20 protein-coding genes are annotated in these 17,600 nt (G+C 38.5%); 16 read left to right on the top strand and 4 right to left on the bottom strand.

What is annotated here, in order from left to right; all coding sequences use genetic code 11:
* The first annotated feature begins 94 nt into the window (after positions 1-94).
* The 6 genes from ABS768_RS09590 (at position 95) to ABS768_RS09565 (ending at position 6,595) form a co-directional block, all read left to right on the top strand.
* A complete protein-coding gene (locus ABS768_RS09590; RefSeq protein WP_408074750.1) occupies positions 95-1,552 on the top strand; it encodes a lipopolysaccharide biosynthesis protein in 1,458 nt (485 codons plus the stop codon).
* A gap of 66 nt (positions 1,553-1,618) precedes the next feature.
* A complete protein-coding gene (dut, locus tag ABS768_RS09585; RefSeq protein ID WP_408074749.1) occupies positions 1,619-2,053 on the top strand; it encodes a dUTP diphosphatase in 435 nt (144 codons plus the stop codon).
* A 112-nt stretch (positions 2,054-2,165) separates the two neighbouring features.
* Positions 2,166-3,176 (top strand): sugar phosphate nucleotidyltransferase, encoded by a 1,011-nt coding sequence (locus ABS768_RS09580; protein ID WP_408074748.1) that lies wholly within the window; start codon positions 2,166-2,168, stop codon positions 3,174-3,176.
* 5 nt (positions 3,177-3,181) lie between these two features.
* Positions 3,182-4,537 (top strand): tetratricopeptide repeat protein, encoded by a 1,356-nt coding sequence (locus ABS768_RS09575; protein ID WP_408074747.1) that lies wholly within the window; start codon positions 3,182-3,184, stop codon positions 4,535-4,537.
* A gap of 3 nt (positions 4,538-4,540) precedes the next feature.
* Complete coding sequence (locus ABS768_RS09570; protein WP_408074746.1) at positions 4,541-5,317, top strand: DUF4292 domain-containing protein; 777 nt, start codon at positions 4,541-4,543, stop codon at positions 5,315-5,317.
* Between the two features lie 21 nt (positions 5,318-5,338).
* A complete protein-coding gene (locus ABS768_RS09565) occupies positions 5,339-6,595 on the top strand; it encodes a murein hydrolase activator EnvC family protein (protein WP_408074745.1) in 1,257 nt (418 codons plus the stop codon).
* Positions 6,596-6,654: 59 nt separating this feature from the next.
* On the opposite strand, the gene ABS768_RS09560 is transcribed toward ABS768_RS09565, so the two are convergent.
* Positions 6,655-7,167 (bottom strand): acyl-CoA thioesterase, encoded by a 513-nt coding sequence (locus ABS768_RS09560; RefSeq protein ID WP_408074744.1) that lies wholly within the window; start codon positions 7,165-7,167, stop codon positions 6,655-6,657.
* A 71-nt stretch (positions 7,168-7,238) separates the two neighbouring features.
* A complete protein-coding gene (locus ABS768_RS09555; protein WP_408074743.1) occupies positions 7,239-8,186 on the bottom strand; it encodes an HU domain-containing protein in 948 nt (315 codons plus the stop codon).
* 102 nt (positions 8,187-8,288) lie between these two features.
* Between ABS768_RS09555 and dprA the strand changes: the two genes are divergently transcribed.
* On the top strand, positions 8,289-9,392 hold the full coding sequence (dprA, locus tag ABS768_RS09550) for a DNA-processing protein DprA (protein ID WP_408074742.1): 1,104 nt from the start codon (positions 8,289-8,291) through the stop codon (positions 9,390-9,392).
* A 100-nt stretch (positions 9,393-9,492) separates the two neighbouring features.
* On the opposite strand, the gene trpS is transcribed toward dprA, so the two are convergent.
* The gene (gene trpS / locus ABS768_RS09545; RefSeq protein ID WP_408074741.1) at positions 9,493-10,464 is read right to left on the bottom strand and encodes a tryptophan--tRNA ligase; all 972 of its coding nucleotides are present in this window, start codon (positions 10,462-10,464) and stop codon (positions 9,493-9,495) included.
* 75 nt (positions 10,465-10,539) lie between these two features.
* Here trpS and ABS768_RS09540 point away from each other — a divergent pair, with 75 nt between their 5' ends.
* The 5 genes from ABS768_RS09540 to ABS768_RS09520 all read left to right on the top strand — a co-directional run bounded on the left by ABS768_RS09540 (position 10,540) and on the right by ABS768_RS09520 (position 14,352).
* A complete protein-coding gene (locus ABS768_RS09540) occupies positions 10,540-11,289 on the top strand; it encodes a lysophospholipid acyltransferase family protein (RefSeq protein WP_408074740.1) in 750 nt (249 codons plus the stop codon).
* An 80-nt stretch (positions 11,290-11,369) separates the two neighbouring features.
* On the top strand, positions 11,370-11,780 hold the full coding sequence (locus tag ABS768_RS09535) for a BrxA/BrxB family bacilliredoxin (RefSeq protein WP_035131614.1): 411 nt from the start codon (positions 11,370-11,372) through the stop codon (positions 11,778-11,780).
* Positions 11,781-11,913: 133 nt separating this feature from the next.
* Positions 11,914-12,648 (top strand): lysophospholipid acyltransferase family protein, encoded by a 735-nt coding sequence (locus ABS768_RS09530; RefSeq protein WP_408074739.1) that lies wholly within the window; start codon positions 11,914-11,916, stop codon positions 12,646-12,648.
* A gap of 5 nt (positions 12,649-12,653) precedes the next feature.
* Complete coding sequence (locus ABS768_RS09525; protein ID WP_408074738.1) at positions 12,654-13,652, top strand: acyl-ACP desaturase; 999 nt, start codon at positions 12,654-12,656, stop codon at positions 13,650-13,652.
* 52 nt (positions 13,653-13,704) lie between these two features.
* Positions 13,705-14,352, top strand: coding sequence for an HD domain-containing protein (locus ABS768_RS09520; protein ID WP_408074737.1), 648 nt, complete (start codon positions 13,705-13,707; stop codon positions 14,350-14,352).
* Here the strand turns inward: ABS768_RS09520 and ABS768_RS09515 are convergent.
* Positions 14,325-15,845 (bottom strand): hypothetical protein, encoded by a 1,521-nt coding sequence (locus ABS768_RS09515; protein ID WP_408074736.1) that lies wholly within the window; start codon positions 15,843-15,845, stop codon positions 14,325-14,327. The two genes, ABS768_RS09520 and ABS768_RS09515, sit on opposite strands and share 28 nt — an antisense overlap.
* A gap of 125 nt (positions 15,846-15,970) precedes the next feature.
* Here ABS768_RS09515 and yiaA point away from each other — a divergent pair, with 125 nt between their 5' ends.
* The 4 genes from yiaA (at position 15,971) to ABS768_RS09495 (ending at position 17,581) form a co-directional block, all read left to right on the top strand.
* Positions 15,971-16,459: an inner membrane protein YiaA gene (gene yiaA, locus ABS768_RS09510; protein ID WP_157484562.1), complete on the top strand. Its 489-nt coding sequence runs from the start codon at positions 15,971-15,973 to the stop codon at positions 16,457-16,459.
* A gap of 67 nt (positions 16,460-16,526) precedes the next feature.
* The gene (locus tag ABS768_RS09505) at positions 16,527-16,844 is read left to right on the top strand and encodes a hypothetical protein (RefSeq protein WP_408074735.1); all 318 of its coding nucleotides are present in this window, start codon (positions 16,527-16,529) and stop codon (positions 16,842-16,844) included.
* A gap of 17 nt (positions 16,845-16,861) precedes the next feature.
* Complete coding sequence (locus tag ABS768_RS09500; protein ID WP_408074734.1) at positions 16,862-17,191, top strand: sterol desaturase family protein; 330 nt, start codon at positions 16,862-16,864, stop codon at positions 17,189-17,191.
* Positions 17,192-17,194: 3 nt separating this feature from the next.
* On the top strand, positions 17,195-17,581 hold the full coding sequence (locus ABS768_RS09495) for a sterol desaturase family protein (protein ID WP_408074851.1): 387 nt from the start codon (positions 17,195-17,197) through the stop codon (positions 17,579-17,581).
* Positions 17,582-17,600 lie beyond the last annotated feature (19 nt).

Raw genomic sequence — 17,600 nt, 5'->3', positions numbered from 1 at the left:
TAAATTCGTAAAAAGTAAAGCGATTATTATTCAGTCGCTTTTTTTATTTCTATATTTTATATAGTTATTTTTGTTTTACTAAACCGACTAACTTTTGAGTCTCTTTAAAAATCTTTTCAAGCAAACCGCTATTTACGGGCTGGCAACTGTAGTACCAAGAATGCTCAGCTTCCTGTTAGTAGGCCTATATACAAAGTACCTTCCGGACAATGAGTATGGAGATGTAAACGTAATTTTTTCATGGATTGTGCTGTTTAATGTAATATTGGCCTATGGTATGGAGACCTCTTTTTTCAGGTTTTACAGTACAGATAATTCTAAGGAAGTAGAGAGTACTTCTACCATATCACTTTTCTGGTCGTCTATTGGCTTTTTGTTTTTGGCGCTTTTAGGCAGAACTTATCTTGCCAACTGGTCGGGTATAGAGGAGCAGTATATAACCTATACCATATGGATATTGGTGCTGGATGCGCTGGTAATAATACCTTTTTCAAAATTAAGAGCGCAGGGCAGGCCCCTGTATTATACTGCAATTAAGGTAGGGAATGTATTTGTGAATCTTGGGCTTAATGTGGTGTTTATAGCCTGGCTACCGGCTTGGGCAGCAGCAAAACCAAGTAGTTTTTGGGGAATGATATACATTGAAAATTTCCAGATAGGCTACATTTTTGTATCTAACCTTATAGCAAGTTTTCTTACTCTTTTAGTTTTGGCTCCGCACTATTTTAAAATAAACTGGAGTTTCGATAAGCTGCTCTGGAAAAAAATGATGCGTTACAGCCTTCCGGTTTTAGTAGCCGGTATCGCATTTGCCATTAACGAATCGTTTGACAGGATATTACTTCAAAATCTATTACCCTCAGATATTGCTGATGCTAAAGTAGGTCAATACTCTGCCTGTTATAAAATAGCTCTGTTCATGACGCTTTATGCTACAGCTTTCAGGTTGGGTATAGAGCCATTCTTTTTCAGTTATGCTAAAAACGAATCGGCACCCAAAACGTATGCCATGATAACCAAATATTTTATAATTTTTGGTAGTCTTATACTGGTAGGCGTAATTGTTTTTGCCGATATTATAAAAGTACTTCTTATAAAAAGTCCGGAATATTGGGAAGCGATGAAAGTAGTTCCGCTTATTATTCTGGCTAATTTCTTTTTGGGTATTTACCATAACCTTTCGGTGTGGTACAAACTTACCGATAAAACCAAAATGGGAGCTTATATTTCCATTGTTGGAGCGCTGGTAACCTTAGGGCTAAACTTTCTGTTAATTCAAAAGTATGATTATATGGGTTCGGCCATAGCAACCATTTCGGCCTACGGTACCATGATGATTATTTCATACTTTTTAGGCAATAAGTACTACCCTATTCCTTACGATCTAAAAAAAATAGGAGGTTACCTGGGGTTATCCATATCCCTGTCCCTTGTTTATTTTTATTATTTCCGGGAAAACTACTACGTTGGTGCAGCCGTAATAATTGTTTACAGCCTGTTTATTTACCAAAACGAAAAGGAAACCCTCAACAGAGTGCTAAAAAGGAAATAATACACTATAAAAACAGCACTTTTACATGCTATTTTTGATATATTTGAAATATAAATATTTACCATAATGACAATAAAGATTATCAATAAATCCAATCACGCTTTACCTAATTATGAAACAGAAGCCTCTGCAGGTATGGACCTTAGGGCTAATATAGACGAACCGGTGGTACTGAGTCCGCTTGGAAGGGCTATAATAAAAACAGGGCTGTTTATGGAACTGCCTATAGGTTATGAGGCACAGGTAAGGCCAAGAAGCGGTCTGGCAGCTAAAAAAGGTATTACGGTACTTAACAGCCCGGGCACTATTGATGCCGATTATCGCGGAGAAATTGGAGTTATATTGGTAAACCTGTCTAACGAGCCGGTAACTATTGAGAATGGTGAAAGGGTTGCTCAGTTGGTGATAGCCAAACATGAGCGTGCCGAATGGCTGGAGGCAGAAGCACTAACCGAAACTACCCGAGGAGCCGGAGGTTTTGGTAGTACAGGTGTAAAATAATAAGAAGTAAAAATCAAATCCATAAAAACCAACTTTGCCCTGAAGCTTTGAGAATACCACGAAGTATACTATTCTCTTTAAAACAGGACAACATAGAAATAACAGAATAAGAATGAAAATAATTGTTCCTATGGCGGGAAGGGGTTCACGCCTTCGCCCACATACACTTACAGTTCCAAAACCATTAATACCTATTGCAGGAAAACCTATTGTACACAGGCTGGTAGAAGACATTGCGGGTGTGATAAATCAGGAAATAGAAGAGATTGCTTTTATAATACATAAGGATTTTGGTGTTCAGGTAGAGAAAGACCTGGTTGCCATTGCCGAAAAACTGGGTGCTAAAGGTACCATTTACTATCAGGAGCAGCCTCTTGGTACTGCTCATGCTATTATGAGTGCTAAGGAATCTATGAGCGGACCTATAGTTGTGGCTTATGCCGATACACTTTTTAGGGCCGATTTTACGTTAGATACTACAGCAGACAGCGTTATTTGGGTAAAACAGGTTGATGACCCCAGTGCCTTTGGTGTTGTTCAGTTAAATGATAAAAACGAGATTGTAGATTTTGTAGAGAAACCAAAAGAGTTTGTTTCAGACCTGGCAATTATAGGTATATACTACTTTAAAAGCGGAGAAACCCTTCGTGAGGAGTTACAGTATTTACTGGATAACAATATTGTAAAAGGTGGCGAATATCAGCTTACCGACGGGCTTGAAAACATGAAGCAAAAAGGGATGAAGTTTGTGCCTGGCAAGGTAGAAGAATGGATGGATTGCGGTAACAAAAATGTTACTGTAGATACCAATTCAAGAATGCTTAACTTTTTACATAAAGACGGAGAGCATTTGGTATCATCATCGGTAGTGACCGAGAACAGCACGATTATTCCTCCTTGTTTTATTGGCGAAAATGTTGTGCTTAAAAATGCTACTGTTGGACCTAATGTATCGTTAGGCAATAATACAAAAGTAGAGAGCAGCGTTATTAAAAACAGTTTGGTACAAACCAATGCGGTAATAACAAATGCCCATTTGGATAATGCCATGATAGGTAACCACGCTACATTTAATGGTAAGTTTACCAGTATAAGTATTGGAGACTATTCGGTTATAGAATAAAATATATGAACAGAAAAATTCTTTTTTGCGGATTATTGCTTTCAGGGATGTTATTAGCCCCTGCAGTTTCCCGTGCCCAGGAGGAGCCCGATAAAATTGCATTGGCCAATGATAAGTTTGAGAATAACTTTTATGAAGCATTAAAGCAAAAAGGAATAGAAAATTATGATAAGGCACTATTGGCTCTGGAAGTATGCAGGGCCGAAGAACCAAACAATCCGGTAGTATATCATGAAATGGGCAAAAATTACCTTGCCCTTAAAAATTACCCGGAGGCGGAAAAGGCTTTCTTAAAAGCTACTCAGCTCGATCCGGCAAACCGTTGGTACTGGGTGGGGCTTTATGATGTATATTATCAAACTCAAAATTATAACAGTGCTATACCTATAGTACTTAAGCTTACCGAATGGCGTAAAGAGTATTACCAGGAAGATTTGGTATCATTATACATGTATACAGATCAGTATGATAAGGCACTTACACTTATAAACGAACTGGAAGAAACGGTAGGGCATACTGAACGCAGGGAAATGTATAAACTGCAAATCCTTAGTGATAACAGGTACAATAAACCTGAAAAGGAAGCTCTGGAAGAAGCTATAAGAAAAAACCCAAAGCTGGAATCCAATTATTTGGAACTGATTTATTTGTACTCTGAAAGTAATGAAGAGGAAAAGGCTGCAAAAGTAGCTGAAAAGCTACAAAAGGAAATTCCGGAGTCAGACTGGGCTCAGGTAAGTCTCTTTAAGTTTAACCTTAACGATAATAAGGGAGACGAGGCTGCAAAGTCCATGTTCAGGGTCTTGGCAAGTGAAAAAATTGACCGTAAAATAAAACACAGGGTACTTAACGAATTTCTTATTTATACAAACAATAATCCGGAATATGAAGCCGACCTGGACAGGGCGGTAGGTTATTTTGAAGATGATAAAGAGATTAATGTACCTAAAGAGGTAGGGAAATTCTTTTTCACTAAAAGAAATTTTAAACAGGCCACTCACTATTTCCAAAAGAGCCTGGAAACTAATGCCGATGATATAGAGACAATAGAATTACTGCTGTATAGCTATGCCGAAGATAATAATTTTGCTGAGCTGTTTAATATGTCAACACAATATACAGAGTTGTACCCTACGCACGCAAGGCTATATTATTTTGCAGGATTAGCAGCAAATAAACAGCAGCAGTTTAAAAAAGCAAAAGAATGGCTTGAAAACGGAATAGACTTTGTTGTAGAGGATAAAGAGCTTGAGGCAGGTTTTAACAGGCAACTGGGAGAGGCTTATGCCGGGCTTGGAGATGAAAAGAAAAAGGAGGCTTATTTTTCTAAAGCCAATAAATTGCTAAAACCCGGAGAATAATCCATGAAAAAAATAACAGCAGCCTTACTGCTTATTACGGTGCTTGTTTCCTGTAAGTCAAAACAGGGATTGGTATCTGAAAAAAATGCTGAAAAGGAAAAATCGGTTAAAGAGATAGTAAAAGGGCATTATGAAAATCCGTTGGAATTTGATAACCTGCAAATAAGGGCAGGCGCTCATTATGAAGGAGGAAGTGACTCGTATAACTTTACTCTTGATATAAGAGTGAAAAAGGATGAAATGATATGGGTTAATGCTACTGTAATGGGTTTTCCAGTTGCTAAGGCATTAATTACGAGAGATAAGGTAAGCTATTATGTAAATACCCAAAAGGAATATTTTGAAGGCGATTTCCAGATATTAAGTGACTGGCTGGGAACCGATCTTGATTATGATAAGGTGCAAAATATAATTACGGGTCGTGCCATGGATAATCTGGCCGATGGTAAATATAAAGCATCACTTGAGGAAGGACTGTATAAACTGCAGGGTAAAGAGAACAATAGCGTGTTTAAGGAGTTTTTCTTTGAAGCAGCTAACCTGTTGTTAAAGAAACAGGTAATAGAATACAAAGGATATGAGCCGCAAAAACTTACGGTAAACTATCCGGGATTCAGGAAATATGAAAAATCGGTAATGCCTACAGGCGTAATGGTAGAGGCCGAAAAAGCCGATAAGGTATACATTGAGATTGAATACAAGAATGTTACCTTTGACAACGAAGACCTGAGGTTTACTTATAAGGTGCCACAAGGCATGAATCGTATATTTATAGAATAGAGACTAACCGAAACGGAGAAAATGACAAGAGCGCTTCTTACTTTACTTCTTATATGTACCACTGCTTTAAGCTGGGGGCAAAACACTGCCGAGCAAAAAAAGCTTGAACGACAAAGAGCACAGCTTCAAAAGGAGATAAAGGAATTCCAGAGTTTATTAAGTACTCAAAATAAAAAAGAAAAATCGGTTTTAGTACAAATAAAGGAGAGCGAAGCTAAAATTAGACTTACGCAAAACCTTATTAATACTATACAAAAGCAAAGCCGACTACTTTCAGATAATATTTACTTAAACCAGAAAAAAGCAAATAAGCTTGAAAAAGAACTGGAAGTACTTAAAGAAGATTATGCCAATACGATAGTTAAATCATACAAAAGCAGGTCTGACCAAAGCAGGATAATGTTTATTTTGTCTTCAGAGAATTTTCTGCAGGCCTATAAGCGTATTCAATACATGAAGCAGTATGCCAATTTCAGGAAGATGCAGGCTGAAGAGCTGAAAGAGAAAATGGCGGAGCTTAGAGCATTATTGGAAAAACTTAAAGAGCAGAAAAAGGAAAAAGAGAATCTGCTGGCTGAAACCGAGAAACAGAAAAAAGAACTTGAGGCCGATAAAAAAGAACAAAATGAACTTGTAAAAGCTATTCAGAAGGATAAAAAGAAATATGCAGCCGATCTTAAAAAGAGGCAGCAGGAAGAAAGAAAACTGCAACAGCAAATAGACAGGCTTATTCGCGAAGCTATAGAGGAGGCTAAACGTAAAGCGGCAAAAGAGAGTAATAAAACGGTAGTAAGCGGGTCTGGTAAAAATGAATTACCTCTAACAAAAGAAGGAAAGATTTTAGCAGATAGCTTTAAAGCTAATAAGGGCCAGTTACCTTGGCCGGTGGAAAGAGGGTATATTTCGCAGGGGTATGGCTCTTATAGAGGTCAGGCTGTAGGTGTGAAGGTTCTTAGTGAACTTGAGAATAACGGCGTAGATATCAGTACTTCAAAAGGAGCAGATGTACGTGCTGTTTTTGCGGGAGAAGTGACAATGATAACTCATACTTCTTCTTATGAGGGCGCTTATACTATAATGGTACGTCACGGTAACTACTGGACAATATATACTAATCTAAGCAGTGTAAGTGTAAATAAAGGTGATAAGGTAGATATTAAGCAAACATTAGGTAAGGTATGGACAAACGGGGCAACAGGAGAAACTGTACTTAAGTTTTACGTAGTTCAGAATGTAAGTTATCTTAATCCGCAACAATGGCTTAACCCATTGAAATAGTAAGAGTGAATTGTAAAAAATATAATCAATAAAAAAAGGAAGCCATTGGCTTCCTTTTTTTATTCTATAAATAATGCTTTCAGTTCGGTTGCATCATTCGGACTCATTTTTCCGGCAAGAACAAGGCTTAATTGTTTTCTTCTTAATGCTGCTTCAAAACGTTGTTTCTCCAGTTCTGTTTGAGGTTCAATTGTTGGGATCTCTACAGGTCGGCCTGTTTCATCAACAGCAACAAAAGTATAAATGGCTTCGTTTGCTTTTGCCCTAACTCCCGATTCACGGTCTTCTGTCCATACATCAATAAAAATCTCCATAGATGTTTTAAAGGTGCGTGAAACCTTAGCTTCAACAGTTACCACGCTACCTAAAGGGATAGATCTGTTAAACGCAACATGGTTAACCGATGCGGTAACTACAATTCTCCTTGAATGTCTTCTTGCAGCAATACTTGCAGCGCGGTCCATACGCGCCAGTAGCTCGCCACCAAAAAGGTTGTTAAGCGGGTTCGTTTCTCCGGGTAAGACCAAATCGGTCATAATGCACATAGAATCAGAAGGATATTTTGCCTGCATGTAATTGTTTTTTGGCAAAGATAGTGCAGAAAAGGCAAAAAAATCCCACGCTTTAGCGTGGGACGGTATTTTTATAAATCTTTAACAAGAAGCCATGCTTCTTTGTTATATTCCTTTCTTATTCTGTTAAGATTTTTATGAGCTGCTTCATAAGTGGTGTAACTTTCATAAAGCACCGGGTACAAACCATACTTGTTTTTATCCAGTTTCCTTGCTTTAAAGCCCTGCGCTTTTAGTTGGTTTACTGCTTTATTGGCATTAGCCTCATTACGGAAAGCATTGGCAACAATATGATAGTAAAGTTCCTCTTCTGCAGTTTCTTCCTTAACAGTAAGTTTTACTGCCGGCATAGGGTCAAGGAAAAACGTTGCAGTTTGTATTTCCTGGTTTACCTGTTCCTGTACATGCTGTTCGGCAATGCGGGTTTCTGTTATTATCTTATTGTCGTAGTATACTTTAAAACCTGCACTTCCTATAGATAATGCTGCAACAAATACTGCGGCATATTTAAGGAAAGAGTAGTTTTTCTTTCTCTTTTCAGGAGTAAACAGTACCGGAACTTCTTCTTCCAGTTCTTCAATTTCGGCCTTATAAACTTCACGCTTAATTGCAGGAGATGTAAAGCTGCCTAAACCGAAAGAATCGGTAAGATAGTTAACCGGAGTGTTAGGATAGAACACAAGACTGCCCTCATTGTTATAAGCAAGGTCACCAATGTTTTTAAGTATAAGCTTATCGTTGTTTTCGAGTTGGTCTGCCCAAACGGCAACCATCTTTTTAATGTCTTCTACAGCCTGTTCGTAAGAAATTTTTTCCTGTAAAGCGATATGGTTGGCTAAAAGCCCGTCATTATTCTTTAAATTCGCATTAAAAGAAATCAGCTTTTTAGGAGGATAGAACGTATTAGTATCTATATCTATACTGGCCGACTTGGTTTCGGTTAAAAATGCACCGAAGCCCGGAACGATAACGCACTGGTAACGATATAGTAGCGCCGATATGTGTTTCTCTATCATCATAACAACAAATTTAACGAATCAACTGCAGTTGCAAAATTTTATTCACAAATTTTATTAACAATTGCAGCAAACCAATTTTATTCGCAACCTTTAAAATTACTAATGACTGACAACGAATTGTTTAACACGCTAGCCTTGCTGAGGATAGATGGTGTGGGGGATATAGTGGCAAAAAAACTTATTAATCATTTGGGGAGTGCCCAGGCGGTTTTTGAGGCAAAAAAGCAACAGCTTACTGCTATAGAGGGGGTTGGGGAGGTGCTTTATAAAAGCCTTCAGGATAAGGAGGTTTTTAAGTTGGCCGAAGCCGAACTGAAATTTATACAGGAAGAAAAAATAACCCCTTTATTATATACTGATAAAGAATACCCTGAAAGGTTGAAACATTGCATAGACGGACCTGTATTGCTTTTCAGTTCGGGGAATATAAACCTTGAGGGCAGGAAAACCATAAGTATTGTAGGTACAAGGCAAATGACATCTTATGGTGCTGATTTTTGCCGTAAGCTTATTGAGGATATTGCGCCGTTAAATCCTGTAATTATAAGTGGGTTTGCCTATGGAGTAGATATTTTTGCCCATCAGTTGGCTATGGAACACAATCTGCAAACGGTGGGGGTACTGGCTCACGGACTGAATCAGATATACCCTAAAGTGCATAAAAAGTACATGGCTAAAATGGAAGAAAACGGAGGTTTTTTTACCGAGTTTTGGAGTAGCTCCAATCCTGACAGAGAGAATTTTGTAAAGCGCAACCGTATTGTAGCGGGATTATCGGAAGCTACTATTATTATAGAAAGTGCCGATAAGGGTGGTTCGCTTATTACGGCAAATATTGCTAACGATTATAACAGGGATGTGTTTGCCGTACCGGGACGTATAACCGATAAATATAGTGCAGGTTGTAACGACCTGATTAAAAGCCAAAGGGCACATTTATTAACCAGTGCTGCCGATTTGCTTTATATGCTTAACTGGGATATTGAGCAACAAAAGCCTGCCGCTGTACAAAAGCAACTTTTCATTACACTGGAAGATGAGGAACAGAAGGTATATGACTTCCTGCAAAAAAACGGTAAGGAGTTAATGGACATTATAGCACTGGAATGTGGCATGCCGGTATTTAAACTCTCGTCACTATTACTTACTATGGAACTTAAAGGAGTAATAAGGCCGTTGCCGGGAAAACTTTTTGAAGCAATATAAATCAATATTCAAATTACCTGTCATTTCGACCGAAGGGAGAAATCTCAAATAAAAACAAAAGCCCGATTAATATCGGGCTTTTGTTTTATGTTGAAGTATGTTAGTTGAAACCTAATTTCTCACGTACTCTTCCAAGTACACCGTTTGCAATAACAGCCGCTTTTTCAGCACCTGTTTTTAGAAGGTCTTCTACTTCATTAAGGTTTTCCATATAGTATTTATACTTCTCTCTCGGCTCTCTGTATTTCTCAACGATAAGTTCAAACAACGCCTGCTTGGCATGGCCGTAACCATAGTTGCCTCCCAGATAATTGCCTCTCATTTGTTCCGTTTGTTCTGGTGTTGCCAGTAACTTGTAAATAGCAAACACATTACAGGTATCAGGATTTTTAGGTTCCTCTAGTGGTGTGCTGTCGGTTTCTATAGACATCACCTGCTTTCTAAGCGGTTTGTCTTCCTGGAAAATATTAATAATGTTATTACGTGACTTACTCATTTTCTCACCATCAGTACCCGGTATGATTTTGGTTTCCTCACTGGAAATAGCTTCCGGTAAAACAAACGTATCACCCATTTGGTGGTTAAAACGTGAAGCTACATCACGGGTAATTTCAAGGTGTTGTAGCTGATCTTTACCTACAGGTACAAACTCGGCATCATATAATAATATGTCGGCAGCCATAAGCATAGGGTAGGTAAACAGTCCGGCATTCACATCGGCAAGCCTGTCGGCCTTATCTTTAAAAGAGTGTGCCAGTGTTAATCGCTGGAAAGGGAAAAAGCAGCTAAGGTACCATGACAGTTCGGCTGTTTGAGGCACGTCGCTCTGGCGGTAAAAAATTACCTTATTTATATCAAGCCCAAACGAAAGCCATGTGGCAGCAACACTATAGGTGTTTTCGCGAAGGGTTTTTCCGTCCTTAATCTGGGTGGTAGAGTGAAGGTCGGCAATAAATAAAAACGATTCGTTCTCTGGTTTGTTAGCCATTTCTATGGCTGGTATAATAGCACCTAAAAGGTTGCCTAGATGAGGGGTTCCCGTACTTTGGATACCAGTTAATATTTTTGCCATGATATGCTTTTAAAATTTACACAAAGGTAAAAGGTTTTACCAAAAAATAGGGATTGAATTCTTACATTTGGCAGCATGAAAATACTAAAGGTGATTTTTTGGATACTTTGGCGCATCTGGTTTTATATCCTGATGGGTGTTCCTATAATCATAATGTCGCCTTTACTTATACTTACCATCATTTCAGAGAAAACTTATCCACAGTTTTTCAGGCTGGCAAGAGTATGGGCAAAAATCATACTTTTCGGGATGGGCTTTTACTACACCGTTAAGCGTGAGCAAAAGTTTGTAAAGGGGGAAAGTTACATGCTTGTAGCTAACCATACCTCCATGACCGATATTATGCTGATGCTGGTAATCTCTAAAAATCCGTTTGTTTTTGTAGGAAAAAAAGAACTGGTAAAAATTCCGGTTTTCGGGTTCTTTTATAAACGTACCTGTATACTGGTAGACAGGGAGAGTTCCAAAAGCCGATTTGAAGTGTTTCAACGAGCACAGGCAAGGCTGCACCAGGGATTGAGTATTTGTATTTTTCCCGAAGGAGGTGTACCCGATGATGAGAATGTATTGCTGGATGAGTTTAAGGATGGGGCTTTCCGCCTGGCAATAGAGCACCAAATTCCTATTGTACCCATGACCTTCCCCGACAATAAAAAACGATTCTCCTTTACTTTCTTTAGCGGGACTCCGGGACTTATGAGGGCTAGGGTTCACCGTTTTATAGAAACAAAAGGACTTACCCTGGAAGATAAAAAACAACTGAAAGACAGGACCAGGCAGGTAATCTACAATCAGTTACTTGAGTTTCAAAAACGAAAAGCTTAACACTTCGCGTAAAAAGTATTTGGCTAAAAAATATGTATCTTTGTAGTCAGTTTAAATAACTTTTTTAAAGAATAAATATTATGTACCCAGAAGAACTAGTAAAACCAATGCGTGCCGAACTATCGGAAGCAGGTTTTGAAGAACTATATACACCAGACGCGGTAAAAGAAGCGATTTCTAAAGAAGGTACTACATTAGTAGTAGTAAACTCTGTTTGCGGATGTGCTGCAAGAAATGCAAGACCTGGTGTGAAAATGAGCCTTGATAATGGTAAAAAGCCAAGTTCGCTTGTTACTGTTTTTGCAGGTGTGGACAGAGAAGCTGTTGATGCAGCCAGAGAACTAATGTTCCCTTTCCCTCCGTCATCACCAAGTATGGCATTATTTAAAAACGGTGAGCTTGTGCATATGCTTGAGCGTCATCATATTGAAGGGCGTCCTGCTGAAATGATTGCAGAAAACCTTAAAGATGCTTACGACGAACATTGCTAATAAAAGCTCTTTTAAAGTTTAAAGCCGCGCCTTTGGTGCGGCTTTCTTTTTTGCAATAGTATGCAGGCATACTAAATGTTTTTATTATTAACTAAAAAGACTGTACTTTTACGCGAATTTTTTAAAAACATATATGGGCAAAATATTGTCATATCCTATATCGATACTATATTACCTGGTTTTTCTGCTGTTTCTCCTGATATTTCATCCGGTACAGTGGATTTGTCTTAACGTATTTGGTTATCAGGCGCATAAAAAGAGTGTTGATATACTTAACTTCTTTCTGGTAAGAACAACACATATATTAGGGACTACCTATAAGTTTGAAGGGATAGAGAAAGTGCCTGACGGTGTACCGCTTATTATAGTGGCCAATCACCAAAGTATGTATGATATTCCTCCCATTATTTGGTTTATGAGGAAATTTCACCCTAAATTTATAAGTAAGAAAGAATTAGGGAAAGGAATACCAAGCGTGTCTTACAATTTAAGGCATGGCGGTTCCGTTTTAATAGATAGAAAAGACCCAAAGCAAGCCTTACCTGCCATAAAACAGATTGCTACCTACATTGAAAAGAATACACGATCGGCAGTAATTTTTCCTGAGGGGACCCGCAGTAAAAACGGGAAACCGAAAAAGTTTTCGGAAAACGGGCTTAAAATACTTTGTAAGTTCGCACCAAGTGCTTACATTGTGCCTGTTAGTATTAATAATTCCTGGAAACTGAACCGTTACGGTCAGTATCCGTTAGGATTAGGTGCCCGAGTTACTTTTACAGTACAGGAACCTTTTGCCATAAAAAATATTCCTTTTGAAGAGGTAATGGAGAGAACAGAGAACGCAGTTGTACAAGGAATAAAAAATTAGAAATTATGTCTATAAAAAACGTCCGCTTAGAAGTGATGCACTTTTTGGAAAAGAACATTGATTCTTTTGTGGAAAACTATCTTATACCGGTAGAGAAGATATGGCAGCCATCAGATATGCTGCCTGATACGCAGAGCGAGAGTTTTGAGGAAGATCTTAGGGAACTTAGAGAGATTGCTAAAGACCTTCCGTATGATTTTTGGGTGGTATTAGTGGGTGATACCATTACAGAAGAAGCACTACCTACCTATGAGTCATGGCTAATGGATGTGGAAGGTATTGAACAGGTAGAGAAAGGCCCGGGCAACGGATGGGGTAAATGGGTAAGACACTGGACTGGTGAAGAGAACCGCCACGGCGATTTGCTTAACAAATACCTATACCTTAGCGGTAGGGTAAATATACGTGAAGTGGAAATGACCACTCACCACCTTATTAATGACGGTTTTGATATTGGTACCGACAGGGATCCGTACAAAAACTTTGTTTATACAAGCTTCCAGGAGCTGGCTACTTATATTTCGCACAACCGTGTGTCGCAGCTGGCTAAAAAATACGGAGACAATAAACTGTCTAAAATGTGTAAGCTTATTGCTGGAGATGAAATGCGTCACCACATGGCATACAGTGAGTTTGTAGATAGGATTTTTAAAGTAGACCCAAGCGAAATGATGTTGGCTTTCCAACACATGATGAAGCTTAAAATTACTATGCCTGCCCATTTTTTAAGGGAGTCGGGTAATGCTATAGGAAGTGCTTTTGAGCAGTTCTCTGATTCGGCACAGCGTATAGGGGTATATACCGCTATGGACTATGTGGACATACTTAGAAAACTGATTGCCAAATGGCAAATTGATAAAATTGACGGCCTTACCGCCGAAGCTGAGAAAGCAAGGGATTACCTTATGAAGCTTCCGGACAGGATGGCAAGAATATCTGAAAGGATTGTAATACCTGAGGAGTCACACATTTTTAAATGGGTGCAACCTGCATTAATAAAATAATATATAAAGCTGCTTTCGGGCAGCTTTTTTAATCTTATGTAGTTTCCTGTATATGAGTAACCTTATAGAAAAAACAAAAGCATTTGTAAAACAGCAATTACAGGGTGCTGAGGGTGGGCACGACTGGTTTCATATAGAAAGGGTGTATAATAATGCCCTGCTTATTGCAAAAGGAGAAGAGTGTAATCTTACTGTAGTACAGCTAGGAGCCTTGTTGCATGATATAGCCGACAGTAAATTTCATGATGGCGATGAGACTGTGGGACCGGAAACGGCAAGGAGGTTTTTACAACAGGAAAATATAAGTGAAACTATAATCGATCAGGTAGTGGAGATTATAGAGAACATATCGTTTAAGGGCGGAAACTTCGATAAGAAATTCTCATCGGTTGAGCTGGATATCGTTCAGGATGCCGACAGGCTGGATGCACTTGGTGCCATAGGTATTGCCCGAACCTTTAATTACGGAGGGTTTAAAAACAGGGCTTTGTATGACCCTGCTATACAGCCTAACCTAAATATGACCAAAGAGGAATATAAGGCCAGTACTGCGCCAACGGTTAATCATTTTTATGAAAAACTACTGCTACTTAAAGACAGGATGAATACTCTAACAGGTAAACAACTTGCCGTAGAACGCCACAGCTATATGGAAGATTTCCTTTCGCAGTTCTATGCCGAATGGAACGGGGAAAAGTGATTGTTTATTAAACTAAGAATGGTAGGGTAAACCTGTTTTTTGTGTACGGTTGCCAGCAACCATCCTATAAAGCTAAGCACGAATACATCACCACTTTCGGTAATGGCGTGTTTTGTTAACAAATCCAACTGTTTTTTAAATGTATCGTTTTGTGCTACGGATTTATCCAATATGTATTTTTCCACCAAAGCGGCATATACCAGTACCCTTTCTTCGTTTACCTCCCTTAGGTATTTTTTGTAACGTCTTTTAAAACCTTTTAGTCGGGAGAGGGCAAGTTCGGTATCTTCCAGTTCGGTATGCATTACAATTTCTACCAAGCTGCGTTTTATGGCCCAGTCCATTCCCATTCTTTTTTCATACCAACTGTCAGAATGGATAAACTCGCGCATGTACCTTCGGGCTTCGCGGGCATTATTATGCTGTAGCCAATATATCACTGCAAAAAATATAAGGTCGTTTCTGTCGGTAGGATCGGCTTTTTTTGTTTCTGTCAATGCTTTTGTCATTATTGCCAGTGTGGTTTCGCCATTGCCGCAGTAATTTTCGTTAAGCAGATGCAGCAAATAGTATCGGGCAATAAAACGGCTGTAGTACTTTTTGTTTTGCTTTTGCATTTCGGAAGCCATCATCTGCAGGTATTCCGAACACAACGTGAACCTCCTGTTCCTAAAATGAATATTGCCCATAAAATACAATATGTAAATATGGTAGTACAGGTGTTTTTGTGCCAGTTCCTGGCGGGTAATTATAAATCGGTAGCTTCTTTCCAAAAAAGGCTCTATAAGGCTGTAGTTGCTGTTTATAGAAGCATACTCGTTTGCAATAAAAAGCATTTGGTACAGTGATTTGAAAGTAAGTACTTCCCTTAACGATATTCCAAACGATTTCATGGTGCCGGTTATTAACTGCTGTATATCGGTAATTTTCCCTTTATGGTAAATCTCACCCAATTCACGGCGCATAACCGCATAGGCAAGATTAAGCTGTTCCTCATTTCGAAGTTTTTTATTGTTTGCCGTAAAACCGGCGATTGCCTTATCCAAATTAAACGAGGGGTCAAAATGAGCAAACTGTATTTGGGTTTGGTAGATTTCGTTAAGCAGTGAAAAATGCTCGGTAGCGAAGGCTTTACTTTCGGCTTTAGTAAGGCACTTAAAGGCTTCTTTGTAAAGTTTATGCTCAAAAAACACACGGCTAACCATAAGCAGCCGCGTTATTTCGTGTTCGTCATCAGTATTACTTTCAAAGCTTCGGTTAGCCATAAAACTGATAAGGCTATCGTATACCCTTTTACGTAATGCATGGTAGGCATCGGTATTTTTTGAAGTGCCATAAAGCTTTTTTTTAATATTTATATCATCAGTTTCAAGTAATTTAAATAAATCAGTATTAAGAGTGTCTTTCCTTTTGTTTTTGTTATTAAGATGTTTTATAAATGCTGATTTATCATCTTTTGACATTATAGATATTATTTCTCCTAATGCATTCATATTGAAATTACTTAAACAGTTAGCAATGTAAATATAAATAATATATCATCAGTTTTTATTGTTTTTTGATTTTTGTACCCTGTTGTTTTATGTGAGATTTGCCTCATAATCAAAAACCAAAAATTATGGATCCGCTAAAAACAAACGAAGGGAATGATACCTTCACACAGGAAAACAAATTCAGGAAAACAACAACTGCCCAAGGGGCAACAAAACCGAGTAATGCCTTTGTAGGTGCCTCATGGTGTGCTCTTATTATAGGAATGGCCTCTTACTGTATAGGACTTTTTAATGCCGGGGCAATGCTGCTTAACGAAAAGGGATATTATTTTACCATATTGCTTTTCGGACTCTTCTCGGTAGTATCGGTACAAAAAAGTGTAAGGGACAGGCTGGAAGGCATCCCGGTAACCGATATGTATTATGGCATAAGCTGGTTTACCACATTTGCATCGGTAATACTATTGATAATAGGACTTTGGAATGCCGACCTTGAACTTAGTGAAAAAGGCTTTTACGGAATGTCGTTTGCCCTTAGCCTCTTTGCTGCAATAGCCGTACAAAAAAATACCCGTGACTTAAAGACATTTGAAAAGGAGAATCCAAACGCTTAGCGGATGGCCCTGCGGCGGCTTTACCACACCGAAGCCGCTGCGGGGCTTAATTTTTTAAAACTATATTATGAAAAAACAAATTCTTATTTTATTATTCGGACTGGGTACGTTACTGCTGGCATCAGCATCGTTCTTAATGTATTTATGGTTTAGGGCCTGTGCGCAATATGACAGTTTTGAAGAGACCAAACAGGCTTATCTTGACAATTTCCCTGCATCATTGCAGGATGCGACCATAACAACCGGAATCACGATTTTATTACTATCGGGTTCTCTGGTATGTTTTATAAAAGTCATAAGCGCCAATTTCCTAAAACCTGTAGCTGTTGTGCTTGTGGTGATTTCGGTGTTATTGTTGTCGTGGAATATCTTTTCGCTTATGTAAACTCATATAAAAACATTATGCTAACCGTTATATTTATTTCGTTTGGAGTGTGCTTCCTGATTGAAAGGCTTAACCTTGGCTGGAAACTACCGCAGGTGCCTACGTGGAGCATCAGGGTTCTTGGAGTTAATTTTATTCAACTTGGAGTTGTATTGCTAGCCGGTATAAGCTGGGAAAAATGGCTTTCATCCTCTTCCCTATTTTGCCTGTCGGACTATGTTTCTCCGGTTTGGGGAGGTATTATCGCTTACTTTATTGCCACATTTATATTTTACTGGTGGCACAGGTGGAGACACCATATTGATTTTTTATGGACTCATTTTCACCAGATACACCATAGTCCGTAACGAATAGAGGTTATTACCTCTTTTTATAAGCATCCGCTTGAAATGGTAGTCAATTCTATAATAGGGAGTTTGTTGGTTTACACATTACTTGGATTAAGTTTAGAGGCCGCCGGGATATATACGGTTTGTACAGCCCTTGGAGAATTTTTTTATCATACTAACATTAAAACACCTCAATGGATAGGCTATATTTTTCAGCGGCCTGAAATGCATCGTATTCATCATGAATATAATAAACATACTAACAATTATGGCGATATAGTTTGGTGGGATATGTTGTTTGGCACTTATGCAAACCCTAAAGAGTTTAAAACTTCATGCGGTTTTGATAATGAGAAAGAACAGCGTTTATTTGATATGCTGAAGTTTAAAGATGTTCATAAAGAATAAAAATCTTACTTTTAATTTA

The sequence above is a fragment of the Flavobacterium rhizophilum genome (assembly GCF_046000485.1).
GTDB classification, from domain to species: Bacteria; Bacteroidota; Bacteroidia; order Flavobacteriales; family Flavobacteriaceae; genus Flavobacterium; species Flavobacterium rhizophilum.
Note: the sequence above shows the minus strand (reverse complement) of the source record. Positions and strands in the feature narration are given on the sequence as shown.

Coding starts and splice junctions, on each gene's coding strand:
- ABS768_RS09530 (WP_408074739.1), top strand. CDS start 11,914: ATGGGCAAAATATTGTCATATCCTATATCGATACTATATTACCTGGTT.
- dut (WP_408074749.1), top strand. CDS start 1,619: ATGACAATAAAGATTATCAATAAATCCAATCACGCTTTACCTAATTAT.
- ABS768_RS09575 (WP_408074747.1), top strand. CDS start 3,182: ATGAACAGAAAAATTCTTTTTTGCGGATTATTGCTTTCAGGGATGTTA.
- ABS768_RS09580 (WP_408074748.1), top strand. CDS start 2,166: ATGAAAATAATTGTTCCTATGGCGGGAAGGGGTTCACGCCTTCGCCCA.
- ABS768_RS09515 (WP_408074736.1), bottom strand. CDS start 15,845: ATGAATGCATTAGGAGAAATAATATCTATAATGTCAAAAGATGATAAA.
- ABS768_RS09555 (WP_408074743.1), bottom strand. CDS start 8,186: ATGATGATAGAGAAACACATATCGGCGCTACTATATCGTTACCAGTGC.
- ABS768_RS09500 (WP_408074734.1), top strand. CDS start 16,862: ATGCTAACCGTTATATTTATTTCGTTTGGAGTGTGCTTCCTGATTGAA.
- dprA (WP_408074742.1), top strand. CDS start 8,289: ATGACTGACAACGAATTGTTTAACACGCTAGCCTTGCTGAGGATAGAT.
- yiaA (WP_157484562.1), top strand. CDS start 15,971: ATGGATCCGCTAAAAACAAACGAAGGGAATGATACCTTCACACAGGAA.
- ABS768_RS09560 (WP_408074744.1), bottom strand. CDS start 7,167: ATGCAGGCAAAATATCCTTCTGATTCTATGTGCATTATGACCGATTTG.
- ABS768_RS09505 (WP_408074735.1), top strand. CDS start 16,527: ATGAAAAAACAAATTCTTATTTTATTATTCGGACTGGGTACGTTACTG.
- ABS768_RS09520 (WP_408074737.1), top strand. CDS start 13,705: ATGAGTAACCTTATAGAAAAAACAAAAGCATTTGTAAAACAGCAATTA.
- ABS768_RS09535 (WP_035131614.1), top strand. CDS start 11,370: ATGTACCCAGAAGAACTAGTAAAACCAATGCGTGCCGAACTATCGGAA.
- trpS (WP_408074741.1), bottom strand. CDS start 10,464: ATGGCAAAAATATTAACTGGTATCCAAAGTACGGGAACCCCTCATCTA.
- ABS768_RS09540 (WP_408074740.1), top strand. CDS start 10,540: ATGAAAATACTAAAGGTGATTTTTTGGATACTTTGGCGCATCTGGTTT.
- ABS768_RS09565 (WP_408074745.1), top strand. CDS start 5,339: ATGACAAGAGCGCTTCTTACTTTACTTCTTATATGTACCACTGCTTTA.
- ABS768_RS09570 (WP_408074746.1), top strand. CDS start 4,541: ATGAAAAAAATAACAGCAGCCTTACTGCTTATTACGGTGCTTGTTTCC.
- ABS768_RS09525 (WP_408074738.1), top strand. CDS start 12,654: ATGTCTATAAAAAACGTCCGCTTAGAAGTGATGCACTTTTTGGAAAAG.